We start from the raw sequence: 20,733 nt of genomic DNA, 5'->3' as shown, positions 1-20,733 counted from the left end.
CCTTTCGCGCATCCCGGCACGTCGGAGGTCGGCGGTACCGTCGCCGTGTGCCAGTTAATCCTCCCGCCGCGCGTTGTCTCGTGGATGATGACGGATGCCGCGGTCCCGTGCCTGCGGACGCTCCGGTCGCGCTGTGCGAGGCGCATCTCGCCGCCGCGGGGGAGTGGGCGTACGCCCATTACGGGGTCGCCGACGCGCTGCCGTCGCCGTGCCTGCTGTGCGGCTCGCGGCTGGGTGTGCGCTACCCCTCCGGCTGGCTGTGCGGCGTGTGCGAGTGGCGCTACGGCGACCTGCCCGATGACGACATCGCGCCGCCTCGCGTGGAGGTGGTGTACTACCTGCGCTACGACGACCGCGTGAAGATCGGCACGAGCGCGAACCCGCGGCAGCGCTTCGGGGCCATCTGGCACGACGAGCTGCTGGCGTTCGAACGCGGCGGGCGCGCGCTCGAACAGCGCCGCCACGCGCAGTTCGCCGCGGACCGCTTCGGCGGCACCGAGTGGTTCCGCCGCTCCGACGCACTCTCCGCCCATATCGCCGCGCTGGCCGCCGGCGTCGATGACCCGTGGGAACTCCACGCGCGCTGGCTGAGTGAGGCGCTCGCGGCGCGCGGATGAGTCCGTACGCTGTGGGAGAACGGTCCCGGATCCTCCAGCAGCTTCCGAGGAAACAGGCTTAGTTTGAGGATCCACCCGCCCACGCAGACGACGGAGCAGCACATGGGATTCCTCGACCGACTGTTCGGAGGCGCGGATGACGCGCGCCAGGCGCCGCCCGTCCCGCAGTACCGCTCCGGTGCCCAGGCGCCGGGTATGCAGCCACCCCGGAGCGAGGACGAGATCGCGATCGAGCGCTACCGGTACCTGCTGAAGACCGCACCCCCCGAGACCATCGAGCAGGTCCACGCCGAAGCGTTCGCGAAGCTCACCGAGCCCCAGCGGCAGCAGGTTCTCGCCGAGCTCTCGGCGGGGCTCCCTCCGCAGGAGCAGCCGCGCTCGACCGATCCGCAGGCCATGGCCCGCGCCGCGACCCGCGCCGAGTACACCAACCCCGGGTTCATGGAGCGCACGCTGGGCCCTCAGCGCCAAGGTCCCTCGTTCGGCTCGATGCTCGGGTCGTCGATCCTCGGCACCGTGGTCGGCTACGTCATCGGCTCGGCACTCGTGAGCTCGTTCCTCGCGCCCGGGCTCGCGTACGACCAGGGCTACGAGGACGGCTCCGCCGCCGACGGCGGGTCCGGCGAGACCGGCGGTGCGGACGCCGGCGGCTCCGGCGAGACCGGTGCCGCAGACGCCGGCGCTGACTCGGGGGCCGGCTGGGGCGGCGACCCGGGCTCGGGCTGGGGCGGTGACGCCGCGGCAGGCGACATGGGCGGGTTCGGGGACTTCGGCGACTTCGGGTTCTGACCCGCGAGGCCCGCAGCGGAGCCCGCCGCTCGCCGGCCGGCGGGGGCGCTGAGCGCGCCGTTCGAGCGCGGGGCCGCGGCATCCGTTACCGTCGCGGTATGACCGCCGCGAAACGGGGCGAGCCGGGCACGCCCGCGGCGCGCTCGCGCATGACCGGAGCCATGCCGGACGGCGCCGATCGCACGCGCGGTCGCACCGCGACGCTCAACCAGCTGCTGCTGGCCGCGGTCGTGTTCGTGCTCGGCGTGCTCGTGGCCGTCGGACCGTTCGGCGGTGAGCCGGTCCTCTTCTTCCTGGGCGTGGTCCTCGTCATCGCCGTGACGGCCGTCACGCTCGTCGTGCCGTGGAACAGCCTGCCGTACGGATGGGTCGCGATCGTGCCCGCGATCGACATCGTCGCCATCACCCTTATGCAGATCGCGGCGCCCGACACGGTGCTCGGACTCCTCTGGATCTTCCCCGCGACCTGGCTCGCCGGCGGATTCGGGCTGCTCGGCCTGTTCGGCGTGATCGTCGCGATCGCCGGCATCGTGAGCGTCCTCACCGCGCTCAGCGCCACCGAGGTCACGTACCGGACGTTCCTGCTGCCGCTCGTGATCATCGCCGTCGCGGTCACCAGCCACCTCAACGCCCGGCGCTCCGATGCCCAGCGCATGCTGCTGGCGAAGCAATCGCAGCTGCTCGCGAGCGTGCTCGCGCGCACGAGACGTCAGGAGCAGGTTGTCACGGAGGTGCTGGATGCCGTCGACTTCGGCGTCGTGCGCATGGGCGCGAGCGGCCGCGTCGCGGTCACCAACGAGGCCCACGGCAGGCTCCTGCAGGGATTCGAATCCGACCACGATGGCACTCAGGTGCCGGCTTTCCGCGACGACGGCACCTCGCCGCTTCCTCCCGACGAGCTTCCGCTCGAACGTGCGCGACGCGGCGAGGCGTTCGACGATCAGGTGGTGTGGTTCGGCCCCGAACCCGGGCCACGCCGGGCGTTGACGATCACTGCGCGACGTCTCACCGACTCCGACGGCGGCGACGCCGGGGCGGTGGTCGTCTCGCGCGACGTGACGACAGAGCTCAACGCCCTCCGCGCCCGCGACGACCTGGTCGCCTCGGTGTCGCACGAGCTGCGCACCCCGCTCACGTCGATCCTGGGGTACCTCGACCTCGCCATCGAGGATCCCGACACCCCCGACGCGGTGCGGGCGAGCCTCGACGTCGCCGAGCGCAACGCCGAGCGCCTGCTGCGGATCGTCGCCGACATCCTCGCGGCGTCGAGCTCGTCGCCGTCGTCGGTCGAGGCATCCCTCGCTCCCCAGCTCCTCGACGCGCGCGACCTCGTGCGCGCCGCGACCGCCGACGCCCTCCCGCGAGCCGCCGCCCGTGCGATCATCATCGACGAGACGGGCCTGGAGCCGGCCACCGCGTGGGCAGACCCGCTGCGGCTGCGGCAGGTGGTCGACAACCTCGTGTCAAACGCCATCGCATACAACAAGGACGGCGGCACCGTGTTCGTCGGCACCACCACCGACGGCACGTCGAGCTGGATCCTGGTGCGCGACACCGGCGTCGGCATCTCCGACGCCGACCGCTCGCGCCTCTTCCAGCGGTACTACAAGGCGGGCGGCGAACGCCGGTCGGGCACCGGCCTGGGCCTCGCGATCACCCGCGACATCGTGCGCGCCCACGGCGGCGAGCTCGCACTGCACAGCGCGCCCGGCGTCGGCTCGACCTTCATCGTGAAGCTGCCCGCGAACGGCCCGGAAGGAGAAGAAGGATGACCCTCGACCTGCCGAGCGTGCTCATCATGACCGCGCTCGTCGTGAACGTCAGCGGTGTGCTGTTCATCCTCGAGACCCTGCTGCGACGGGACGAAGGCGCAGGGCGGATCTGGTCGATCGCTTTCCTCGCTGCGATGCTCACCACCCTCGCGTACACGATCTGGTCGCAGTCGGACGGCGCCTGGTGGGCGATCGCCGTGGGCAACGCGGCGTTCGTCGCGGGCACCGGATGCATGTGGCTGGGATGCCGCCGCTTCAACCGGCGCGACATGCGCTGGTCGTCCGTTCTCGTCGCCGGTGCCGTGGCGATGGCGGCTCTCGCGGTCGCCGTCGACCGCGAGAGCGGCGGCGACTGGGCCGGCGCGCTGTGGATGTTCGTGCCGCTGGTCGCCTTCGCCGGAGCGGGCGCCGTGGAATGCCTTCGCGGCGACATGCGGGAGTCGCGGACGGCGTGGGTGCTGGGGGCGGTGCTCGGATTCCAGTCGCTGTACTACGTGTCCCGCACGACGGCCTTCGTGACCTCCGGCCCTGACAGCGCGCTCTTCCAGACCGCGTTCGGGACGATCAGCACGAGCTATCTCACCGTGACTCTGACGATCGTTGCCGTCGTCGTGACGTCGGTGCTGCGGGCGAGCCGGGCGCCGATGCGCGGTTATCTGCGCGAGGCCCGGGCCGTGGACGAAGAGCAGGGCATCCTGAGCGACGCGTCGTTCTTCGCCGTGCTCGAGGGCTTGTGCCGACGCGCCGAGCGGCGTTATGAGCCGATCGCGGTCACCGCCGTCCGCCTGGACGACCTCGACCAGATCTCGACCGCATTCGGCAGCGACGTCGCCGGAGCGGTGGCCGCGACCTGGCGGACGGGGGTACGCCATCACGCGCCGACGAACGCCGTCGTGGGTCAGGACGGGCACACCGGCCTCCTGATCGCACTCGCGGTCGCCTCCTCGCCGGAGGCGCGGAGGCAGGCGGGCGCGATCTATCGCGGCCTCTTCGACGACCTCGGCAAGGTCGGCGGGGGAGTGATCCCGGTCGTCGGTGTCGGCGTGGCGCTGAGCGAGACGGCGGGGTACGAGCCGGCTGAGCTCATGCGCGTCGCCCGCGAGGCCGCGAGCCGCGCGGCGGCGAACGTCGAGACGTCGGTGCTCGTCGACGAGGGCGATTAGCGGCATCCGTCCGCCCTCGCGGAGCGTGCGTCAGGCGGTGAGGCGGTAACCGACGCCGCGCACGGTCTCGATCCACCGCGGCTGCGCGGGCGACTCGCCGAGCTTGCGCCGGAGGTTCGCCATGTGCACCTCGATCGCACGTGCGTCGCTGTCGGAGACGAAGTCGCTGACCGCGTACTGGTCGCCGCGCAGCATGAGGGCGAGATCCGACTTCGCGCGGACCCGCCGGCCCGCCACGAGCAGGTCGGCGAGGATGTCGAACTCGCTGCGCGTCAGCTCGACGTGATGGTCGTCGACCGTGACGAGGTGGGTCGAGGCATTGAGGCGCAGTCCGTGGTGCTCGAGCCAGACGCCGTCGGGCGACCCGTTCTCGCCGACCGCATCGGGGTCGGCCGGCGCCACGTGCCGCGGGCGGCGCAGCATGGCGTCGATGCGGGCACGCAGCTCCCGGGGCCGGAAGGGCTTGGCGACGTAATCGTCGGCCCCCGCCTCGAGACCCTGCAGCGCATCGATCTCCTCGGTGCGGGCGCTGAGCATCACGATGTACGTCGAGCTGATCGCGCGGATGCGCTTAGCGGTCTCGAAGCCGTCCATGCCGGGCATGTTGACGTCGAGCGTGGTCACCAGCGGCCGGTGCTCGCGCACCAGCTCGACGCCGTCCGCGCCGTTGGCCGCGCCGTGCACCTCGAAGCCCGCCTGGGCGAGCACGGTCGACAGGAGAGAACGGATGTCTTCCTCGTCCTCGATCACCACCGCGACGCGCGCTTCTTCCACCGATGCACCCTCCGGGTCCCGTGCTGTCGACGGACCCTGGACGTCGGTCATGATATCCCAGAACGCGCGGCGGAACGGGTGCGCCAGGCCGTCGATCACGACAGGCGACCGCATGCGGGACCGGCCGTGGAGCTCTGCTCGCGCGCGTCCGCCACCCCGCCGGTCCGGCGGGCCGCGCGGAGGGCGGGAGTCTTCCCCACATCCCGCCCTGCGCGCGTCCTCCGTGCACGGACTGCGGCCGCCGTCGTCCCCACGCGGGCGGCCCGCCCGTACCCCAGGACGATCCGGCTGGTGCAGCGGGGCGGTGTCGCGCCGGTCGCCACGATGTCGCGTCCGGCGTTCATCTCCCGCCCTCCCCAGTGCTACACGGGTGATCTGTCCTTCGGGTGCCCCGAGGCTACCTCCGGTGCCTCAACGCCCGCTCAGGCCCGCCTCAGGAACCGCGCAAGGCTTGCAGGCGTCGGCGACGCGCCGGCCGGGCGCGGCGTGGCATGCTCGAACCATGCCGCTCGTCGCCCTCACCGGAGGCATCGCCTCGGGAAAGTCCACGATCGCCCGCCGCCTCGCCGAGCATGGCGCCGTCGTCGTCGACGCCGATCAGCTGGTCCGCGAAGTGCAGCAGCCGGGTTCGCCCGTGCTGGCCGCGATCGCCGAGACCTTCGGGGAGCGGATGCTGCGTCCCGACGGCTCCCTCGACCGCGCCGCGCTCGGCAGCCGGGTGTTCGGCGACGACGCGGCGATCGCGCAGCTCAACAGGATCGTGCACCCGGCCGTCCGTGCCGAGTCGGCGCGCCGGTTCGAGGAGGCTTTCGCGCAGGACCCCGGCGCGGTGGTCGTCTACGACGTTCCGCTGCTCGTCGAGGCACGCGTCGACGACCCGTGGCAGCTCGTCATCGTGGCGCACGCGCCCGAGGAGGTCCGTCTCCGGCGTCTCGTCGAGCTGCGCGGCATGACCCGGGCGGATGCCGCGGCCCGCCTCGCGTCGCAGGTGCCCGACGAATCCCGCCTGCGGATCGCCGACGTCGTCATCGACACCGCCGGCACGCTCGAGAGCACCGAGCGCCAGGTCGACGAGCTCTGGGGAACGCTCGACGAGCACGTCGCGCGGCGGGCCGCGCGAACGTAACCTGGAGACGAGCGAGGAGGTACCTCATGGCCGTGTTCTCGAGGTTCCGCCGGCGCAAGACGCCGTACGGGGCGGCGACGGAGGAGGAGCGCATCGCGCGCTACGTCTACCTCCTCAACACCCTGCCCGCATCGGTGATCGAGAGCGCGCACGCCTCGGCGTTCGCGGACGTCCCGCCGCAGCGCCGGCGGGAGATGTTCGAGCAGCTGCGCCCGTTCCTCGCCGACTCGGAGCGCGACGCAGCCGCCGAGGATCCGACCGTGATCGCCCGGCTGGTCCGCCGCGCCGAGGAGCACAAGGCTCGCCGCGCCGCGGAGGCGGATTCGGCGACCCCGACGGCGACGGAACCCGCGCGCACGGCGGTCGGCGTCGACGACCGCGACCCGCGCGACGGCGTGGATGCGCGCTCGATGCTGATGAGCGCGGGCGTGATGTCGATCGTGGCGAACCAGTTCCTGCTGTCGAGCTCGGTGGCCGCGTACTTCACGGTCGGCGCGGGATCCCTGCAGCTCGGCGACGGCCCCGCCTGGATCGGCGAGACATACGACCCCGGTTCAGCAGGATTCGACGGCGGCGCCGGGAGCGGGTTCGACGGCGGCGGCTTCGACGGGGGCTTCGGTGGCGGCTTCGACGCCGGAGGCTTCGGCGGTTTCGACGGCGGGGGCTTCGGCGGCTGAACCGCGCGCGAGCGGCGGCCCGCGGCATCCGCTCATCGCGAACGCCGCCCCGATGTCGGGGGCCGCGCCTACGCTGGATTGGTGCAGACCACTCGATCCGTGCGGCCGTTCGAGGTCGTGAGCGAATTCGCGCCGTCGGGCGACCAGCCGCAGGCGATCGCCGAGCTGGCGGCGCGCATCAACGCCGGCGAGACCGACGTCGTGCTGCTCGGCGCGACCGGTACCGGCAAGTCGGCCACGACGGCCTGGCTCGTCGAGGCCGTGCAGCGTCCCACCCTCGTGCTCGCTCACAACAAGACTCTGGCGGCGCAGTTGGCGAACGAGTTCCGTGAGCTCATGCCGCACAACGCGGTGGAGTACTTCGTCAGCTATTACGACTACTACCAGCCCGAGGCGTACGTCCCGCAGACCGATACGTTCATCGAGAAGGACTCGTCGATCAACGCCGAGGTCGAGCGGCTGCGCCACTCGACGACGAACTCGCTGCTCAGCCGCCGCGATGTCGTCGTCGTCAGCACCGTCTCGTGCATCTACGGTCTGGGTGCGCCCGACGAGTACCTGCGGGCGATGGTGGCGCTGCAGGTGGGAGAGGTCTACGACCGCGACGCGCTCATCCGCAAGTTCATCGCGATGCAGTACAACCGCAACGACGTCGACTTCTCCCGTGGCAACTTCCGCGTGCGCGGGGACACCATCGAGATCATCCCGGTCTACGAGGAGTACGCGATCCGCATCGAGATGTTCGGCGACGAGATCGAGGCGCTGTTCATGCTCCACCCGCTCACCGGCGACGTGGTGCAGCGGCTCGACAGCGTGCCGATCTTCCCCGCGTCCCACTACGTCGCCGGCACCGAGACGGTGCAGCGCGCGATCGGCACGATCGAGGACGAGCTCGCCGACCGGCTGAAAGAACTCGAGTCGCAGAACAAGCTGCTCGAGGCGCAGCGCCTTCGCATGCGCACGACGTTCGACCTCGAGATGCTGCAGCAGCTCGGGTTCTGCTCGGGCATCGAGAACTACTCGCGTCATATGGACGGGCGGGCGCCCGGCGAGCCCCCGCACACGCTGCTCGACTTCTTCCCCGACGACTTCCTGATGGTGATCGACGAGTCCCACGTCACGGTCCCGCAGATCGGGGCGATGTACGAGGGGGATGCCTCCCGCAAGCGCACCCTCGTCGAGCACGGGTTCCGGCTGCCGAGCGCGCTCGACAACCGGCCGCTCCGGTGGGATGAGTTCAAGGACCGCGTCGGCCAGACGGTCTACCTGTCGGCGACACCCGGCCGGTACGAGATGGGCATCGCCGACGGCGTGGTCGAGCAGATCATCCGCCCGACCGGTCTCGTCGACCCCGAGATCGTCGTGAAGCCGTCGAAGGGGCAGATCGACGACCTGCTGGAGGAGATCCGCATCCGCGTGGAGCGCGACGAGCGCGTGCTCGTGACGACCCTCACGAAAAAGATGGCCGAAGAGCTCACCGACTTCCTCGGCGAGCACGGCGTGCGCGTGCGCTATCTGCACTCCGACGTCGACACGCTGCGCCGCGTCGAGCTGCTCAGCGAGCTGCGAGCCGGCGTCTACGACGTGCTCGTGGGCATCAACCTGCTCCGGGAGGGGCTCGACCTGCCCGAGGTCTCCCTGGTGTCGATCCTCGACGCCGACAAGGAGGGTTTCCTCCGCAGCGGCACCTCGCTCATCCAGACGATCGGTCGCGCGGCACGAAACGTATCGGGACAGGTCCACATGTACGCCGACACCGTGACCGACTCGATGGCCAAGGCGATCGAAGAGACCGACCGGCGTCGCGAGAAGCAGATCGCGTACAACACCGCCAACGGCATCGAGCCCCAGGCGCTGCGCAAGCGCATCGCCGACATCACCGAGGTGCTCGCGCGCGAGGCATCCGACACCGATCGGATGCTTCGGGGCAAGGCGGCTGCGAAGACCAAGTCCGGTGTCGGCAAGAGCCCGACGCCGCAGCTGCGCCGTGAGGGAATCGCGGCGGAGGGCGCGGAGCAGCTCGAGGCCACCATCGCCGATCTCAGCCAGCAGATGCTCGCGGCGGCCGGGGAGCTGAAGTTCGAGCTCGCAGCGCGCCTGCGCGACGAGGTGCAGGACCTCAAGAAAGAGCTGCGCGCCATGGAACGCGCGGGTCACGCCTGACCCCTGGAGGCTGCCGCGGGCGTGCGCTCACGGGCAGTGCATGAGGGGTTTCGGCCCGGAGCGGTCGAACGTGTGCTGCGAGATCGGTGCGCCGCAGAGCGGGCATGCACGCTCCGCCCGTTCCGCCTGGCTCGGCGGGGGAGTCGTCTCATAGGGCCCGACGGCGGCGGGACCGGCGACGCGGATCAAGTGGGAGTTGAGGAACGCGTACCAACCGCCTGCGTCGCGCACGCGCTCTCGGAGCGGACGACGGTCCGGGGTGGATGAATCCGTGTCTGGCATGTTCATTAGAGTACTAACGATTAGCGCGCGATAGGATCTTCGCGTGACGAATGCCGAACTCGGTCCCGACGACCTGCTCAAGCTGGACAATCAGGTCTGCTTCGCGCTCGTGACCGCGGCGCGCAACGTCGTCGGACTGTACCGGCCGATCCTCGAGCCGCTCGGCCTGACGCATCCGCAGTACCTGGTGATGCTCGCGCTGTGGGAGCGGTCGCCCCGTTCGCTGCGCGAGCTGGCCGCAGAGCTCGCCCTGGAGCCTGCGACGCTGTCGCCGCTGGTGAAGCGCCTCGAGGCGCAGGGGCTCGTCACCCGGACCCGCCGCGACGACGACGAGCGGGTGCTGGACGTCCGACTGACCGAGGCGGGTGCGCGCCTGCGCGTGCAGGCGCTCGAGGTGCCGGGCAAGGTCATGGCGAGCGTGGGAACGGATGCCGCTGCGCTGCTGGCGCTCCGCGACGCACTGCAGCCCTTCGCCGGCGCCCGCTGACCGCGCCGGTCGCCCGCGCGGTCCTTCGCCCACGGCGACTGCTCCCAGCCCGCGTGTCGGAACCCCCACCTAGACTTGTCGGGTGCCCATCGTCCCTGTCGCCCTGCCGCCAAAAGCGGAGAACAATGCTGCTCTGACCGGAAACTCCGTCGGCGCTACCAGCGGAAAGCTCAGCGTCCGCGGTGCCCGCGTGCACAACCTCAAGGACGTCGACCTCGACATCCCGCGCGATTCGCTCGTCGTGTTCACGGGCCTGTCGGGCTCGGGCAAGTCGAGCCTCGCGTTCGACACCATCTTCGCGGAGGGTCAGCGTCGGTACGTCGAGTCGCTGAGCGCCTACGCCCGGCAGTTCCTCGGACAGGTCGACCGCCCCGACGTCGACTTCATCGAGGGGCTGAGCCCCGCCGTGTCCATCGACCAGAAGTCGACCAACCGCAACCCGCGCTCGACGGTCGGCACCATCACCGAGATCCACGACTACATGCGTCTGCTGTGGGCTCGCATCGGCATCCCGCACTGTCCTGAGTGCGGCGAGGTGATCCAGCGCCAGACCGTGCAGCAGATCGCCGACCAGCTCATGGAGCTGCCCGAGCGCACGCGGTACCAGATCGTCGCCCCCGTCGTCACGCAGAAGAAGGGCGAGTTCGTCGACCTCTTCAAGGAGCTCGGCGCGAAGGGCTACGCCCGTGCGATCGTCGATGGCGAGCTGATCCAGCTCGCCGAGCCGCCGACGCTCAAGAAGAGCTACAAGCACGACATCGCCGTCGTGGTGGACCGCCTCGTCGCGGCACCCGGCATCCTGGACCGCGTGACCGACTCGGTCGAGACCGCTCTCTCGCTCGCGGGCGGCGTGGTGCAGGTCAACTTCGTCGACGAAGAGGGCGATGCCGCGTGGCAGTCGTTCTCCGAGAAGCTCGCGTGTCCGAACGGCCACCCGCTGCAGCTGACCGAGATCGAGCCGCGCACGTTCTCGTTCAACGCGCCCTTCGGCGCGTGCCCCGCGTGCTCGGGTCTCGGCACGCGCATGTCGGTGGACGTCGAGCTCATGCTCGGCGACGAGGACCTCTCGATCCGCGACGGCGTCCTCATCCCCTGGACGACGCAGGGCAAGGGGCTCTTCCAGTACTACGAGCGCCTGCTCGAAGGACTCGCCAACGACCTCGCCTTCTCGCTCGACACGCCGTGGAAGAGGCTCCCGTCCGAGGTCCGCGAGGCGGTGCTGCGTGGCGAGAACTACAAGGTCACGGTGCGGTGGAAGAACCGCTACGGCCGCGAGATGCGCTACTCGTCGGGCTTCGAGGGCGTCGTGCCCTACATCGAGCGCCAGTACACGCAGGCCGAGTCCGACACGCAGCGCCAGCGCTGGGCGGAGTACCTGCGGGAGGTGCCGTGCCCGGTATGCGACGGCGCCCGCCTCAAGCCCGAGGTGCTGGCCGTGCAGGTGCACGGGCATTCCATCGCGGACGCCTCGCGCCTGAGCCTCGGCGAGGCTCGCGAGTACTTCGCGAAGCTGACGCTCACCGAGCGGGAGGCGACGATCGCCGCCGCGGTGCTGCGGGAGATCCGCCTTCGCCTCGACTTCCTCATCCGCGTCGGCCTCGACTACCTGAGCCTCAGCCGCGCCGCGGCGACGCTGTCGGGCGGCGAAGCGCAGCGCATCCGGCTCGCGACCCAGATCGGCTCCGGCCTGACCGGTGTGCTGTATGTCCTCGACGAGCCGTCCATCGGCCTGCACCAGCGCGACAACCGCCGTCTCATCGAGACCCTCGTGGCCCTGCGCGACCTCGGCAACACTCTCATCGTCGTCGAGCACGACGAGGAGACGATCCACGCCGCGGACTGGGTCGTCGACATCGGCCCGGGTGCCGGCGTCAACGGCGGTGAGGTCGTGCACTCCGGCCCGATCGGCGAACTCCTCGCCGACCCCGACTCCATCACCGGCGACTACCTGTCCGGCCGACGCTCGATCCCCACGCCGAAGAAGCGCCGCAAGATCGACCGCAAGCGCCAGGTGACCGTCGTCGGCGCCCGCGAGAACAACCTCAAGAACGTGACGGTGGACTTCCCGCTCGGGGTGCTCACCTCGGTCACCGGGGTCAGCGGCTCGGGCAAGTCCTCGCTGGTCAACGGCATCCTGTATCAGGTGCTCGCCACGCGCCTCAACGGCGCCCGCCGGGTCGCCGGCAAGCACACGCGCGTGACCGGACTCGACAACCTCGACAAGGTCGTGCACGTCGACCAGGCGCCGATCGGCCGCACGCCGAGGTCGAACCCGGCGACGTACACCGGCGTGTTCGACCGCATCCGCACGCTCTTCAGCGAGACGCCCGAGGCGAAGGTGCGCGGCTACCAGCCGGGGCGGTTCAGCTTCAACGTGAAGGGCGGCCGCTGCGAGGCATGCTCGGGCGACGGCACGATCAAGATCGAGATGAACTTCCTCCCCGACGTGTACGTCGACTGCGAGGTGTGCCACGGCAAGCGGTACAACCGCGACACCCTGGCGGTGCACTACAAGGGCAAGAACATCGCCGAAGTGCTCGAGATGCCGATCGCCGAGGCGGCGGAGTTCTTCGAGCCGATCCAGGCCATCCACCGCTACCTGAAGACGCTGGTGGACGTCGGACTCGGCTACGTGCGACTCGGTCAGTCGGCCACGACGCTGTCGGGCGGTGAGGCGCAGCGCGTGAAGCTCGCGACCGAGCTGCAGCGGCGTACCAACGGCCGCTCGATCTACGTGCTCGACGAGCCGACGACGGGTCTGCACTTCGAGGACGTCCGGAAGCTCCTCGAGGTGCTCAACGGCCTGGTCGACAAGGGCAACACCGTGATCGTCATCGAGCACAACCTCGACGTCATCAAGTCCTCGGACTGGGTGATCGACCTCGGTCCCGAGGGCGGGTCGGGCGGCGGCCAGGTCATCGCGACGGGCACGCCGGAGCAGGTCGCGCGCGTGGAAGACAGCCACACCGGCGCATTCCTCGCCGAGGTCCTCGGGCTGCGCGCCCCCACGCACGCGGTCACCGAGCTCGTCGAGGCCCGCAAGGCCGGCTGAGCGCATGGCGCGCTCCGCTCCCACCGTCCCGTACAAGCCGAAGCCGGGGGAGATCCCCACGAACCCGGGGGTCTACCGGTTCCGCGATCGCGACGGACGCGTGCTGTACGTCGGCAAGGCGAAGAACCTCCGTGCGCGCCTGTCGAATTACTTCGCGCCGCTGCACACGCTCCACGAGCGCACGCGGCGCATGGTCACGACCGCGGCATCGGTGGAATGGACGGTCGTCGCGACCGACGTGGACTCGCTGCAGCTCGAGTACCAGTGGATCAAGGAGTTCGATCCGCCGTTCAACGTCCGCTACAAGGACGACAAGTCGTACCCCTTCATGGCGATCACGCTCGCCGACGAGGCGCCGCGCGTCATCGTGACCCGCAATCGCCGCATCCCCGGAGCGAAGTACTTCGGCCCGTACCCGAAGGTGTGGGCCGTGCACGACACGATCGATCTGATGATCAAGGTGTTCCCGATCCGCACCTGCAGCGATTCGTCGTACAAGAAGGCGATGGCGACCGGGAGGCCGTGCTTCCCCGGGCAGATCGGGCGCTGCGGCGGGCCATGCTCGATGAAGGTCACGATCGAGGAGCACCGGGCGATCGTCGACGACTTCATCGCGTTCATGTCGGGCGGCGATCAGCGCTTCACGAGGGAGCTCACCGCGCGCATGCGCGCGGCCTCGGCCGCGATGGACTACGAGGCGGCCGCCGTCTACCGCGACCGGCTGCAGTCGATCGACGCCGTGCTGAACCGCAGCGCGCTCGTGCTCGCGGCCGACACGGACGCCGACCTCTTCGGCATCGCCGAGGACGAACTGGCCGCCACCGTGCAGCATTTCGTGATCCGCGGCGGCCGCGTGCGTGGTGTGCGAGCGACCACCATCGAGAAGGAGCTCGACATCACCGGCGGCGAGCTCGTCGATCAGGTGCTGCAGCGCACTTACGGCAACGCCGCGGGCGCCGACATCCCCAAGCAGGTGCTGGTGCCGGCGATGCCCGACGACGCCGCCGACCTCGAGGAGTGGCTGCGGGGGCGCCGGGGCAAGGCCGTGACCATCCAGGTCGCTCAACGCGGCCGCAAGGCCGACCTCATGCGCACCGCGACCCTGAACGCACAGCAGGCGCTGATGCTCCACAAGACCCGGCGCACCAGCGACTACGTCGCGCGCAGCCAGGCGCTCACCGACCTGCAGGAGGCTCTCGATCTGTCCGAGGCCCCACTGCGCATCGAATGCTTCGACGTGTCGCACCTGAGCGGCACGAACGTCGTGGCGTCGATGGTCGTCTTCGAGGACGGCCTGCCCCGCAAAGACCAGTACCGCTCGTTCGGTGTCGCCGAGACCACCGACGACACAGACTCGCTCTACCAGGTGCTCACGCGCCGGCTCGCATACCTCGATCGTCCGGAAGAGAACGAGCCCGAGGCAGCACCCGACCCGACCGCGGACGGCGAGGTCGTGACCGAGCGGCGCCGCCCGCGCTTCGCCTACCGACCCCAGCTCCTGGTCGTCGACGGCGGTCAGCCCCAGGTCGAGGCCGCGGCGCGTGCGTTGCGCGACGCCGGGCATGAAGAGATCGCGCTGTGCGGCATCGCCAAACGGCTCGAGGAGGTGTGGCTTCCGGGAGAGGAGTATCCGGTCATCCTTCCCCGCACCTCCGAGGCGCTGTACCTGCTCCAGAGGCTGCGCGACGAGGCCCACCGGTTCGCGATCACGCACCAGCGCAAGCGTCGCCGCCGCGACATCCAGAGTGTGCTGGCAGAGGTACCCGGCCTGGGCGACGCCCGCATCAAGGCGCTGCTGCGGCACTTCGGGTCGGTGTCTGCGCTGAAGAAGGCGACGCCGGAGGAGATCGCCGAGCTTCCCGGGATCGGGCCGAAGCTCGCGGCGGCCATCCACACCCACCTCGCCGAGCCCGCCCTCGCCGACGCGCCATAGCGGCGGTCGCGCCGACGAGCGGCCGTCAGATATGACTAGGCTTGTCGGGACGGGGGTGGGCATGGGCGAGGCGACGCGTCAGGACGTCGGAGAAGTGCTGATCGTCACAGGGATGTCGGGTGCCGGGCGGTCGACGGCGGCCAACGCGCTGGAGGATCTCGACTGGTACGTGGTCGACAACCTCCCCCCGCAGATGCTCAAGCCGCTGCTCGACCTCACCGAGCTCGCAGGGGGAGTGCTGCCCCGGGTTGCCGTCGTGGTCGACGTGCGCGGGCGCGACCTCTTCTCGGACCTCCCCGACGCGATGCGGGCGCTCCGCGAGCGCCGCCAGATCCGGCTGCTCTTCCTGGATGCCTCGGACGAGGTGCTGGTCCGCCGCTTCGAGGCGGTGCGGCGCCCGCACCCGCTGCAGGGCGACGGCACGATCCTCGACGGCATCCGTCGCGAGCGCGGGCGTCTCGCCGCCGTTCGCGAGAGCGCCGACGTCATCATCGACACGTCGTCGTACAACATCCACCAGCTGGCCACGAAGGTGGCCGACCTCTTCAGCGAGGAGGGCGCGGCGCGGCACACGCTGACGCTCCAGAGTTTCGGATTCAAGTACGGTCTTCCGCCGGACGCCGACATCGTGGCCGATATGCGCTTCCTCCCGAACCCGTTCTGGGACGAGCGGCTCCGCCCGTTCACGGGGGAGGACGAGGAGGTCCGTGAGTACGTGCTCGGCCAGCAGGGTGCCGAGGAGTTCCTCGACGCGTACAGCGCGGCCCTGCGTCCGGTGCTCGAGGGCTACCAGCGCGAGAACAAGAGCCATTCGGTGGTCGCCATCGGCTGCACGGGCGGGAAGCACCGCTCGGTCGTGATGGTGCGCGAGCTCGCGCAGCGCCTCGCGAGCGTACCCGGCGTCGCCGTCCGCGTCACGCATCGCGACCTCGGGCGCGAGTGACCGGGTCGCCCGGCCGGAGCGGCCGGGTAGGCTTGACGGTCGTTCCCGCAAGACCCTGAAGGAGACCCGTGTCGCTGACCGCTGACGTGAAGGCCGAGCTGATCACCGTGCGAGACCCGCGCCCTACGGCACGGGTGGCCGAGCTCACGTCCCTGCTGCGATTCTCGGGAGGTCTGCACTCGATCGCCAACCGCGTCGCGGTGGAGGCCGAACTGGACTCCGACATCCTCGCCCGCCGGACCGCGCGCGACCTCGTCGAGCTGTACGGCGTGCGACCCGAGTTGGTGCACGTGCAGGGATCCGGGGCCCGGACCGGCAGTCATTACGCCGTCCGCGTCATCGAGGGCGGCGAGACTCTCGCCCGCCAGACCGGGCTCCTCGACCAGCGCCGCCGCCCCGTCCGGGGCCTGCCCAACAAGCTCACCACCGGCTCGCGCGGCGACCTCGCCGCCATCTGGCGCGGCGCGTTCCTCGCCTCCGGCACGCTCAGCGACCCCGGGCGCTCAGCCGCGCTCGAGATCACCTGCCCCTCGTCCGAGGCCGCGATGGCGCTCGTGGGCGCCGCGCACCGCCTCGGCATCGCCGGCAAGGCCCGCGAGGTGCGCGGCATTCCGCGCGTCGTCGTGCGCGAGGGGGAGGCGATCCGCGCGGCCCTGGCCGCCATGGGCGCCGTCCGCGCCGCGAGCGAGTGGGACCAGATGCGCCAGCGCCGTGAGGTGCGCGCCGGCGTCAACCGGCTCGTGAACTTCGACGACGCCAACCTGCGCCGCTCCGCGCAGGCAGCCGTCGCCGCGTGCGCGCGCGTCGAGCGTGCACTCGAGATCCTCGGCGACGAGGTTCCCGACCACCTCCGTCAGGCGGGCGACCTCCGCCTCGCGCACCGTGACGCCAGCCTCGACGAGCTCGGCCACCACGCCGACCCTCCGCTCACCAAGGACGCCGTGGCCGGCCGCATCCGCCGCCTCCTCGCGATGGCCGACAAGAAGGCCGAGGCCGAGGGGATTGCCGGCACCGAGGCCGCCGTCCCCGCCGGCATCGAGGACTGAGCTCTCTCACGGATGCCGCGGACCGCAGCATCCGCTCTTCCACACGTCACAGTCGGAAGCAACCCCGCCGCGCGGGCGTTGGCGCTCAGTAGGATGAATCCGTCACCCTCGCTGCGCCGGGGATTTCGGCGCGCGCCGACAGGAAGAAGAGAACATGGCGAAGTACACCTTGCCCGACCTCCCTTACGACTACGCCGCCCTCGAGCCGCACATCAGCGGCAAGATCATGGAGCTGCACCACAGCAAGCACCACCAGGCGTACGTGACCGGCGCGAACACCGCGCTGGAGCAGCTGGCCGAGGCGCGCGAGTCCGGCAGCCTGGCGAACGTGAACAAGCTCGAGAAGGACCTCGCGTTCAATCTCGGCGGTCACGTCAACCACTCGATCTTCTGGACCAACCTGTCGCCCGAGGGTGGCGGCGAGCCCGAGGGCGAGCTGCGTGCCGCCATCGACGAGTTCTTCGGCGGCTTCGACAAGTTCCAGGCGCACTTCACCGCCGCCGCGACCGGCATCCAGGGCTCGGGCTGGGCGGTGCTCAGCTGGGACCCGATCGGCGAGCAGCTCCTGATCCAGCAGCTTTTCGACCAGCAGAGCAACACCGCCCAGGGCACGATCCCGGTGTTCCAGCTCGACATGTGGGAGCACGCCTTCTACCTGGATTACCTCAACGTCAAGGCCGACTACGTCAAGGCGGTGTGGAACATCGCGAACTGGCAGAACGTCGCACAGCGCCTCGACGCCGCCCGTCAGAAGACCCCGGGCCTGCTGGTACTGTCCTAGTTAGCGCGGCCGTCCCGGCGGGACAGCCCGCCGGGACGCCGTTGTCCTCGTTCGCATCGCAACAACCGCGCATTCGCGCACGACACATCTCAGGAGAAACTCCGTGACTGTCAAGATCGGCATCAACGGCTTCGGCCGAATCGGACGCAACTTCCTTCGCGCAGCCCTCGCGCAGGGTGCGGACCTCGACATCGTGGCGGTGAACGACCTCACCGACAACAAGACCCTCGCGCACCTGCTCAAGTACGACTCGGTGGGCGGCCGTCTCGACGCCGACGTCTCGTACGACGAGGACTCGATCACCGTCAACGGCAAGGCAATCAAGGTCTTCGAGGAGCGCGACCCGGCCAACCTGCCCTGGGGCGAGCTCGGCGTCGACGTCGTCATCGAGTCGACCGGTCGCTTCACCAAGGCCGTCGACGCCAAGAAGCACCTCGATGGCGGCGCCAAGAAGGTCATCATCTCGGCCCCCGGCACCGACGTCGACGGCACGTTCGTCATGGGCGTGAACGAGGACACCTACGACTCGGCGACGATGAACATCATCTCGAACGCGTCGTGCACCACCAACTGCCTCGCGCCGCTGGCGAAGGTGTTCAACGACGCCTTCGGCATCGAGCGCGGCTTCATGATGACCGCGCACGCGTACACGGCCGACCAGAACCTGCAGGACGGCCCGCACAGCGACCTGCACCGCGCCCGCGCAGCGGCGATCAACATCGTTCCGGCGTCGACCGGTGCCGCCAAGGCGATCGGCCTCGTGCTACCCGAGCTCAACGGCAAGCTGAGCGGCTCGTCGTACCGTGTGCCGGTTCCCACCGGCTCCATCGTCGACCTGACGATCGTCACCAACACCGAGGGCCTCACCAAGGAGGCGGTCAACGCCGCGTACGAGGCCGCCGCCGCCGACGGGCGCCTCGTGGGCTACCTCAAGTACAACGCCGACCCGATCGTGTCCAGCGACATCCAGCTCGACCCGCACTCGTCGGTCTTCGACGCCGAGCTCACGAACGTCAGCGGCAACCTGGTGAAGGTCTCGGCCTGGTACGACAACGAGTGGGGTTACTCGAACCGCCTGGTCGACCTCACCGAGTACGTCGCCGAGAGCCTGTAAGCCGCAGCCATGGCCCTGCGCACCCTCGATTCGCTGGGTTCGCTGGCCGGCAAGCGCGTCATCGTCCGTGCTGATCTCAACGTCCCCCTTCAGGACGGGATCATCACGGACGATGGCCGTGTGCGGGCCACGCTCCCCACGCTCAACGCCCTGATCAACCAGGGCGCCCGCGTCGTCGTCTGCTCGCACCTCGGTCGCCCCGACGGTGCCCCCGATCCGAAGTACAGCCTCGAGCCGGTCGCCCAGCGACTCTCGGAGCTCCTCGGCAAGCCCGTCGCGTTCGCGCGCGACACGGTGGGGGAGTCGGCTCGCGAAGCGGTCGCCGCCCTCGAGGACGGCGACGTCGCGATCATCGAGAACCTCCGGTTCAACCCGGGCGAGACCGCGAAGGACGATGCGACCCGTCGCGCGTTCGCGGAGGAGCTCGCCACGCTCGGCGACGTCCTCGTCTCCGACGGGTTCGGCGTCGTGCACCGCAAGCAGGCGTCGGTCTACGACCTCGCCGAGATCCTGCCGTCGGCCGCCGGGTTCCTCATCGAGAAGGAGGTCGACGTCCTCGACCGCCTGACCGAGAACCCCGAGCGGCCGTACACGGTCGTGCTCGGCGGCTCGAAGGTCAGCGACAAGCTGGGCGTCATCGACCACCTGCTGCCGCGCGTCGACCGTCTCCTCATCGGCGGCGGCATGCTGTTCACCTTCCTCGCCGCGCACGGGCACAAGGTCGGCTCGAGCCTCCTCGAGGCCGACCAGCTCGACACGGTTCGCGACTACATGCGTCGCGCCCAGGAGTCGGGCGTCGAGCTCGTGCTCCCGACCGACGTCGTCGTGGCCTCGAAGTTCGGCGCCGACGCGGAGCACGTGGTGACGAGCGCCGACGGCATCGAAGACACGGCGTTCGGGGCGTCCGGCCTGGGACTCGACATCGGACCGGAGACCGCGGAGCGTTTCGCCGCGCTCGTGCGCGACTCGAAGACGGTGTTCTGGAACGGCCCGATGGGCGTGTTCGAGCTCGCGCCGTTCGCCGCAGGCACCAAAGCGGTCGCGCAGGCGCTCACCCAGGTCGACGGTCTGTCGGTCGTGGGAGGCGGCGACTCGGCGGCGGCGGTGCGCCAACTCGGATTCGCCGACGACGCCTTCGGTCACATCTCGACCGGCGGCGGCGCCAGCCTCGAGTTCCTCGAGGGCAAGAAGCTCCCCGGACTGGAGGTCCTCGGATGGCAGTGAGCAGCCGCACCCCGCTCATCGCGGGCAACTGGAAGATGAACCTCGATCACCTGCAGGCGGTCGCGTTCGTGCAGAAGCTGCACTGGACCCTCAAGGACGCCAAGCACGAGGACGGCTCGGTCGAGGTCGCGGTGTTCCCGCCCTTCACCGACCTGCGCACGGTGCAGACGCTGCTCGACGCTGACAAGATCCCGTTCGCCCTGGGCGCCCAGGACCTGTCTGCTCACGACTCCGGCGCCTACACGGGCGAGATCTCGGGCGCGTTCCTGGCCAAGCTCGATGCGAAGTACGTCATCATCGGCCACTCCGAGCGTCGGCAGTACCACGACGAGACGGACGAGGTCGTGGGCTCGAAGGTCAAGGCCGCGCTCAAGCACGGCCTGGTGCCCGTGATCTGCGTCGGCGAGACCAGCGAGGACCTGGAGAAGTTCGGCGCGAGCGCCGTGCCGGTCAGCCAGCTGTCGGTCGCACTCGAGGGACTCAAGGCGGACGCCGACATCGTCGTCGCCTACGAGCCCGTCTGGGCGATCGGATCCGGCCAGGCCGCGACGCCGGAGCAGGCGCAGGACGTCTGCGCCAAGCTCCGCGAGGTCATCGGAGAGAAGCTCGGCGCGGACGCGGCAGCGCGCACGCGCGTGCTCTACGGCGGCTCGGTGAAGTCCGCGAACATCGCGAGCTTCATGCGCGAGCCCGACGTGGATGGTGCGTTGGTCGGCGGTGCGAGCCTCGTCGTCGACGAGTTCGCCGCGATCATCCGCTACCAGAAGCACGTCGGGGTCTGACCCCGCGG

Annotated in this window: 18 protein-coding genes; 16 read left to right on the top strand and 2 right to left on the bottom strand. The window is 70.1% G+C overall.

What is annotated here, in order from left to right; genetic code table 11:
- Positions 1 to 107: 107 nt before the first annotated feature.
- The 4 genes from JNB61_RS03340 to JNB61_RS03325 all read left to right on the top strand — a co-directional run bounded on the left by JNB61_RS03340 (position 108) and on the right by JNB61_RS03325 (position 4,341).
- Complete coding sequence (locus tag JNB61_RS03340) at positions 108 to 617, top strand: GIY-YIG nuclease family protein (protein WP_308291192.1); 510 nt, start codon at positions 108 to 110, stop codon at positions 615 to 617.
- 102 nt (positions 618 to 719) lie between these two features.
- Entirely contained in the window at positions 720 to 1,406 is a 687-nt protein-coding gene (locus tag JNB61_RS03335; RefSeq protein ID WP_220338717.1) for a hypothetical protein, read from the top strand.
- Between the two features lie 98 nt (positions 1,407 to 1,504).
- Entirely contained in the window at positions 1,505 to 3,178 is a 1,674-nt protein-coding gene (locus JNB61_RS03330) for a sensor histidine kinase (RefSeq protein ID WP_220338716.1), read from the top strand.
- Entirely contained in the window at positions 3,175 to 4,341 is a 1,167-nt protein-coding gene (locus JNB61_RS03325; RefSeq protein ID WP_220289368.1) for a hypothetical protein, read from the top strand. Before JNB61_RS03330 ends, JNB61_RS03325 begins: the two co-directional genes overlap by 4 nt.
- Positions 4,342 to 4,371: 30 nt before the next feature.
- Here the strand turns inward: JNB61_RS03325 and JNB61_RS03320 are convergent, their stop codons facing one another.
- Positions 4,372 to 5,115 carry a response regulator transcription factor gene (locus JNB61_RS03320; RefSeq protein WP_308289179.1) on the bottom strand — a complete coding sequence of 248 codons (744 nt, stop codon included), beginning with the start codon at positions 5,113 to 5,115 and terminating at the stop codon, positions 4,372 to 4,374.
- 502 nt (positions 5,116 to 5,617) lie between these two features.
- Here JNB61_RS03320 and coaE point away from each other — a divergent pair.
- The 3 genes from coaE (at position 5,618) to uvrB (ending at position 9,081) form a co-directional block, all read left to right on the top strand.
- Positions 5,618 to 6,241 carry a dephospho-CoA kinase gene (coaE, locus tag JNB61_RS03315; protein WP_220289369.1) on the top strand — a complete coding sequence of 208 codons (624 nt, stop codon included), beginning with the start codon at positions 5,618 to 5,620 and terminating at the stop codon, positions 6,239 to 6,241.
- Between the two features lie 26 nt (positions 6,242 to 6,267).
- Positions 6,268 to 6,918: a hypothetical protein gene (locus tag JNB61_RS03310; protein ID WP_220338715.1), complete on the top strand. Its 651-nt coding sequence runs from the start codon at positions 6,268 to 6,270 to the stop codon at positions 6,916 to 6,918.
- A gap of 81 nt (positions 6,919 to 6,999) precedes the next feature.
- A complete protein-coding gene (gene uvrB, locus JNB61_RS03305) occupies positions 7,000 to 9,081 on the top strand; it encodes an excinuclease ABC subunit UvrB (RefSeq protein ID WP_159844489.1) in 2,082 nt (693 codons plus the stop codon).
- A 27-nt stretch (positions 9,082 to 9,108) separates the two neighbouring features.
- On the opposite strand, the gene JNB61_RS19990 is transcribed toward uvrB, so the two are convergent.
- Complete coding sequence (locus JNB61_RS19990) at positions 9,109 to 9,363, bottom strand: hypothetical protein (RefSeq protein ID WP_159844487.1); 255 nt, start codon at positions 9,361 to 9,363, stop codon at positions 9,109 to 9,111.
- A 43-nt stretch (positions 9,364 to 9,406) separates the two neighbouring features.
- Here JNB61_RS19990 and JNB61_RS03300 point away from each other — a divergent pair, with 43 nt between their 5' ends.
- From JNB61_RS03300 to tpiA, 9 genes are all read left to right on the top strand, one after another.
- Entirely contained in the window at positions 9,407 to 9,850 is a 444-nt protein-coding gene (locus JNB61_RS03300; RefSeq protein ID WP_308289180.1) for a MarR family winged helix-turn-helix transcriptional regulator, read from the top strand.
- 103 nt (positions 9,851 to 9,953) lie between these two features.
- Positions 9,954 to 12,902 (top strand): excinuclease ABC subunit UvrA, encoded by a 2,949-nt coding sequence (uvrA, locus tag JNB61_RS03295; RefSeq protein WP_445299348.1) that lies wholly within the window; start codon positions 9,954 to 9,956, stop codon positions 12,900 to 12,902.
- Between the two features lie 4 nt (positions 12,903 to 12,906).
- Positions 12,907 to 14,835, top strand: a complete 1,929-nt coding sequence (uvrC, locus tag JNB61_RS03290) for an excinuclease ABC subunit UvrC (RefSeq protein WP_159844483.1) — start codon at positions 12,907 to 12,909, stop codon at positions 14,833 to 14,835.
- Positions 14,836 to 14,896: 61 nt separating this feature from the next.
- Positions 14,897 to 15,778 (top strand): RNase adapter RapZ, encoded by an 882-nt coding sequence (gene rapZ, locus JNB61_RS03285; protein ID WP_220338714.1) that lies wholly within the window; start codon positions 14,897 to 14,899, stop codon positions 15,776 to 15,778.
- Positions 15,779 to 15,846: 68 nt separating this feature from the next.
- Complete coding sequence (gene whiA, locus JNB61_RS03280; RefSeq protein WP_220338713.1) at positions 15,847 to 16,824, top strand: DNA-binding protein WhiA; 978 nt, start codon at positions 15,847 to 15,849, stop codon at positions 16,822 to 16,824.
- 154 nt (positions 16,825 to 16,978) lie between these two features.
- Positions 16,979 to 17,605, top strand: a complete 627-nt coding sequence (locus tag JNB61_RS03275; RefSeq protein ID WP_159844477.1) for a superoxide dismutase — start codon at positions 16,979 to 16,981, stop codon at positions 17,603 to 17,605.
- A 103-nt stretch (positions 17,606 to 17,708) separates the two neighbouring features.
- Positions 17,709 to 18,719, top strand: coding sequence for a type I glyceraldehyde-3-phosphate dehydrogenase (gap, locus tag JNB61_RS03270; protein ID WP_159844475.1), 1,011 nt, complete (start codon positions 17,709 to 17,711; stop codon positions 18,717 to 18,719).
- Between the two features lie 9 nt (positions 18,720 to 18,728).
- A complete protein-coding gene (locus JNB61_RS03265; RefSeq protein WP_220289373.1) occupies positions 18,729 to 19,943 on the top strand; it encodes a phosphoglycerate kinase in 1,215 nt (404 codons plus the stop codon).
- Positions 19,934 to 20,725, top strand: a complete 792-nt coding sequence (gene tpiA, locus JNB61_RS03260) for a triose-phosphate isomerase (RefSeq protein WP_220289374.1) — start codon at positions 19,934 to 19,936, stop codon at positions 20,723 to 20,725. Before JNB61_RS03265 ends, tpiA begins: the two co-directional genes overlap by 10 nt.
- The last annotated feature ends 8 nt before the right edge of the window (positions 20,726 to 20,733 follow it).

The organism is Microbacterium ureisolvens (genome assembly GCF_019511645.1).
Taxonomy (GTDB): domain Bacteria; phylum Actinomycetota; class Actinomycetes; order Actinomycetales; family Microbacteriaceae; genus Microbacterium; species Microbacterium ureisolvens_A.
Note: the sequence above shows the minus strand (reverse complement) of the source record. Positions and strands in the feature narration are given on the sequence as shown.

What these genes read in the sequence shown, in the direction of transcription:
- JNB61_RS03335 (WP_220338717.1), top strand. Translation starts at nt 720, where the DNA reads ATGGGATTCCTCGACCGACTGTTCGGAGGCGCGGATGACGCGCGCCAG.
- JNB61_RS03330 (WP_220338716.1), top strand. Translation starts at nt 1,505, where the DNA reads ATGACCGCCGCGAAACGGGGCGAGCCGGGCACGCCCGCGGCGCGCTCG.
- JNB61_RS03325 (WP_220289368.1), top strand. Translation starts at nt 3,175, where the DNA reads ATGACCCTCGACCTGCCGAGCGTGCTCATCATGACCGCGCTCGTCGTG.
- coaE (WP_220289369.1), top strand. Translation starts at nt 5,618, where the DNA reads ATGCCGCTCGTCGCCCTCACCGGAGGCATCGCCTCGGGAAAGTCCACG.
- JNB61_RS03310 (WP_220338715.1), top strand. Translation starts at nt 6,268, where the DNA reads ATGGCCGTGTTCTCGAGGTTCCGCCGGCGCAAGACGCCGTACGGGGCG.
- JNB61_RS19990 (WP_159844487.1), bottom strand. Translation starts at nt 9,363, where the DNA reads ATGCCAGACACGGATTCATCCACCCCGGACCGTCGTCCGCTCCGAGAG.
- uvrC (WP_159844483.1), top strand. Translation starts at nt 12,907, where the DNA reads ATGGCGCGCTCCGCTCCCACCGTCCCGTACAAGCCGAAGCCGGGGGAG.
- rapZ (WP_220338714.1), top strand. Translation starts at nt 14,897, where the DNA reads ATGGGCGAGGCGACGCGTCAGGACGTCGGAGAAGTGCTGATCGTCACA.
- JNB61_RS03275 (WP_159844477.1), top strand. Translation starts at nt 16,979, where the DNA reads ATGGCGAAGTACACCTTGCCCGACCTCCCTTACGACTACGCCGCCCTC.
- JNB61_RS03265 (WP_220289373.1), top strand. Translation starts at nt 18,729, where the DNA reads ATGGCCCTGCGCACCCTCGATTCGCTGGGTTCGCTGGCCGGCAAGCGC.
- tpiA (WP_220289374.1), top strand. Translation starts at nt 19,934, where the DNA reads ATGGCAGTGAGCAGCCGCACCCCGCTCATCGCGGGCAACTGGAAGATG.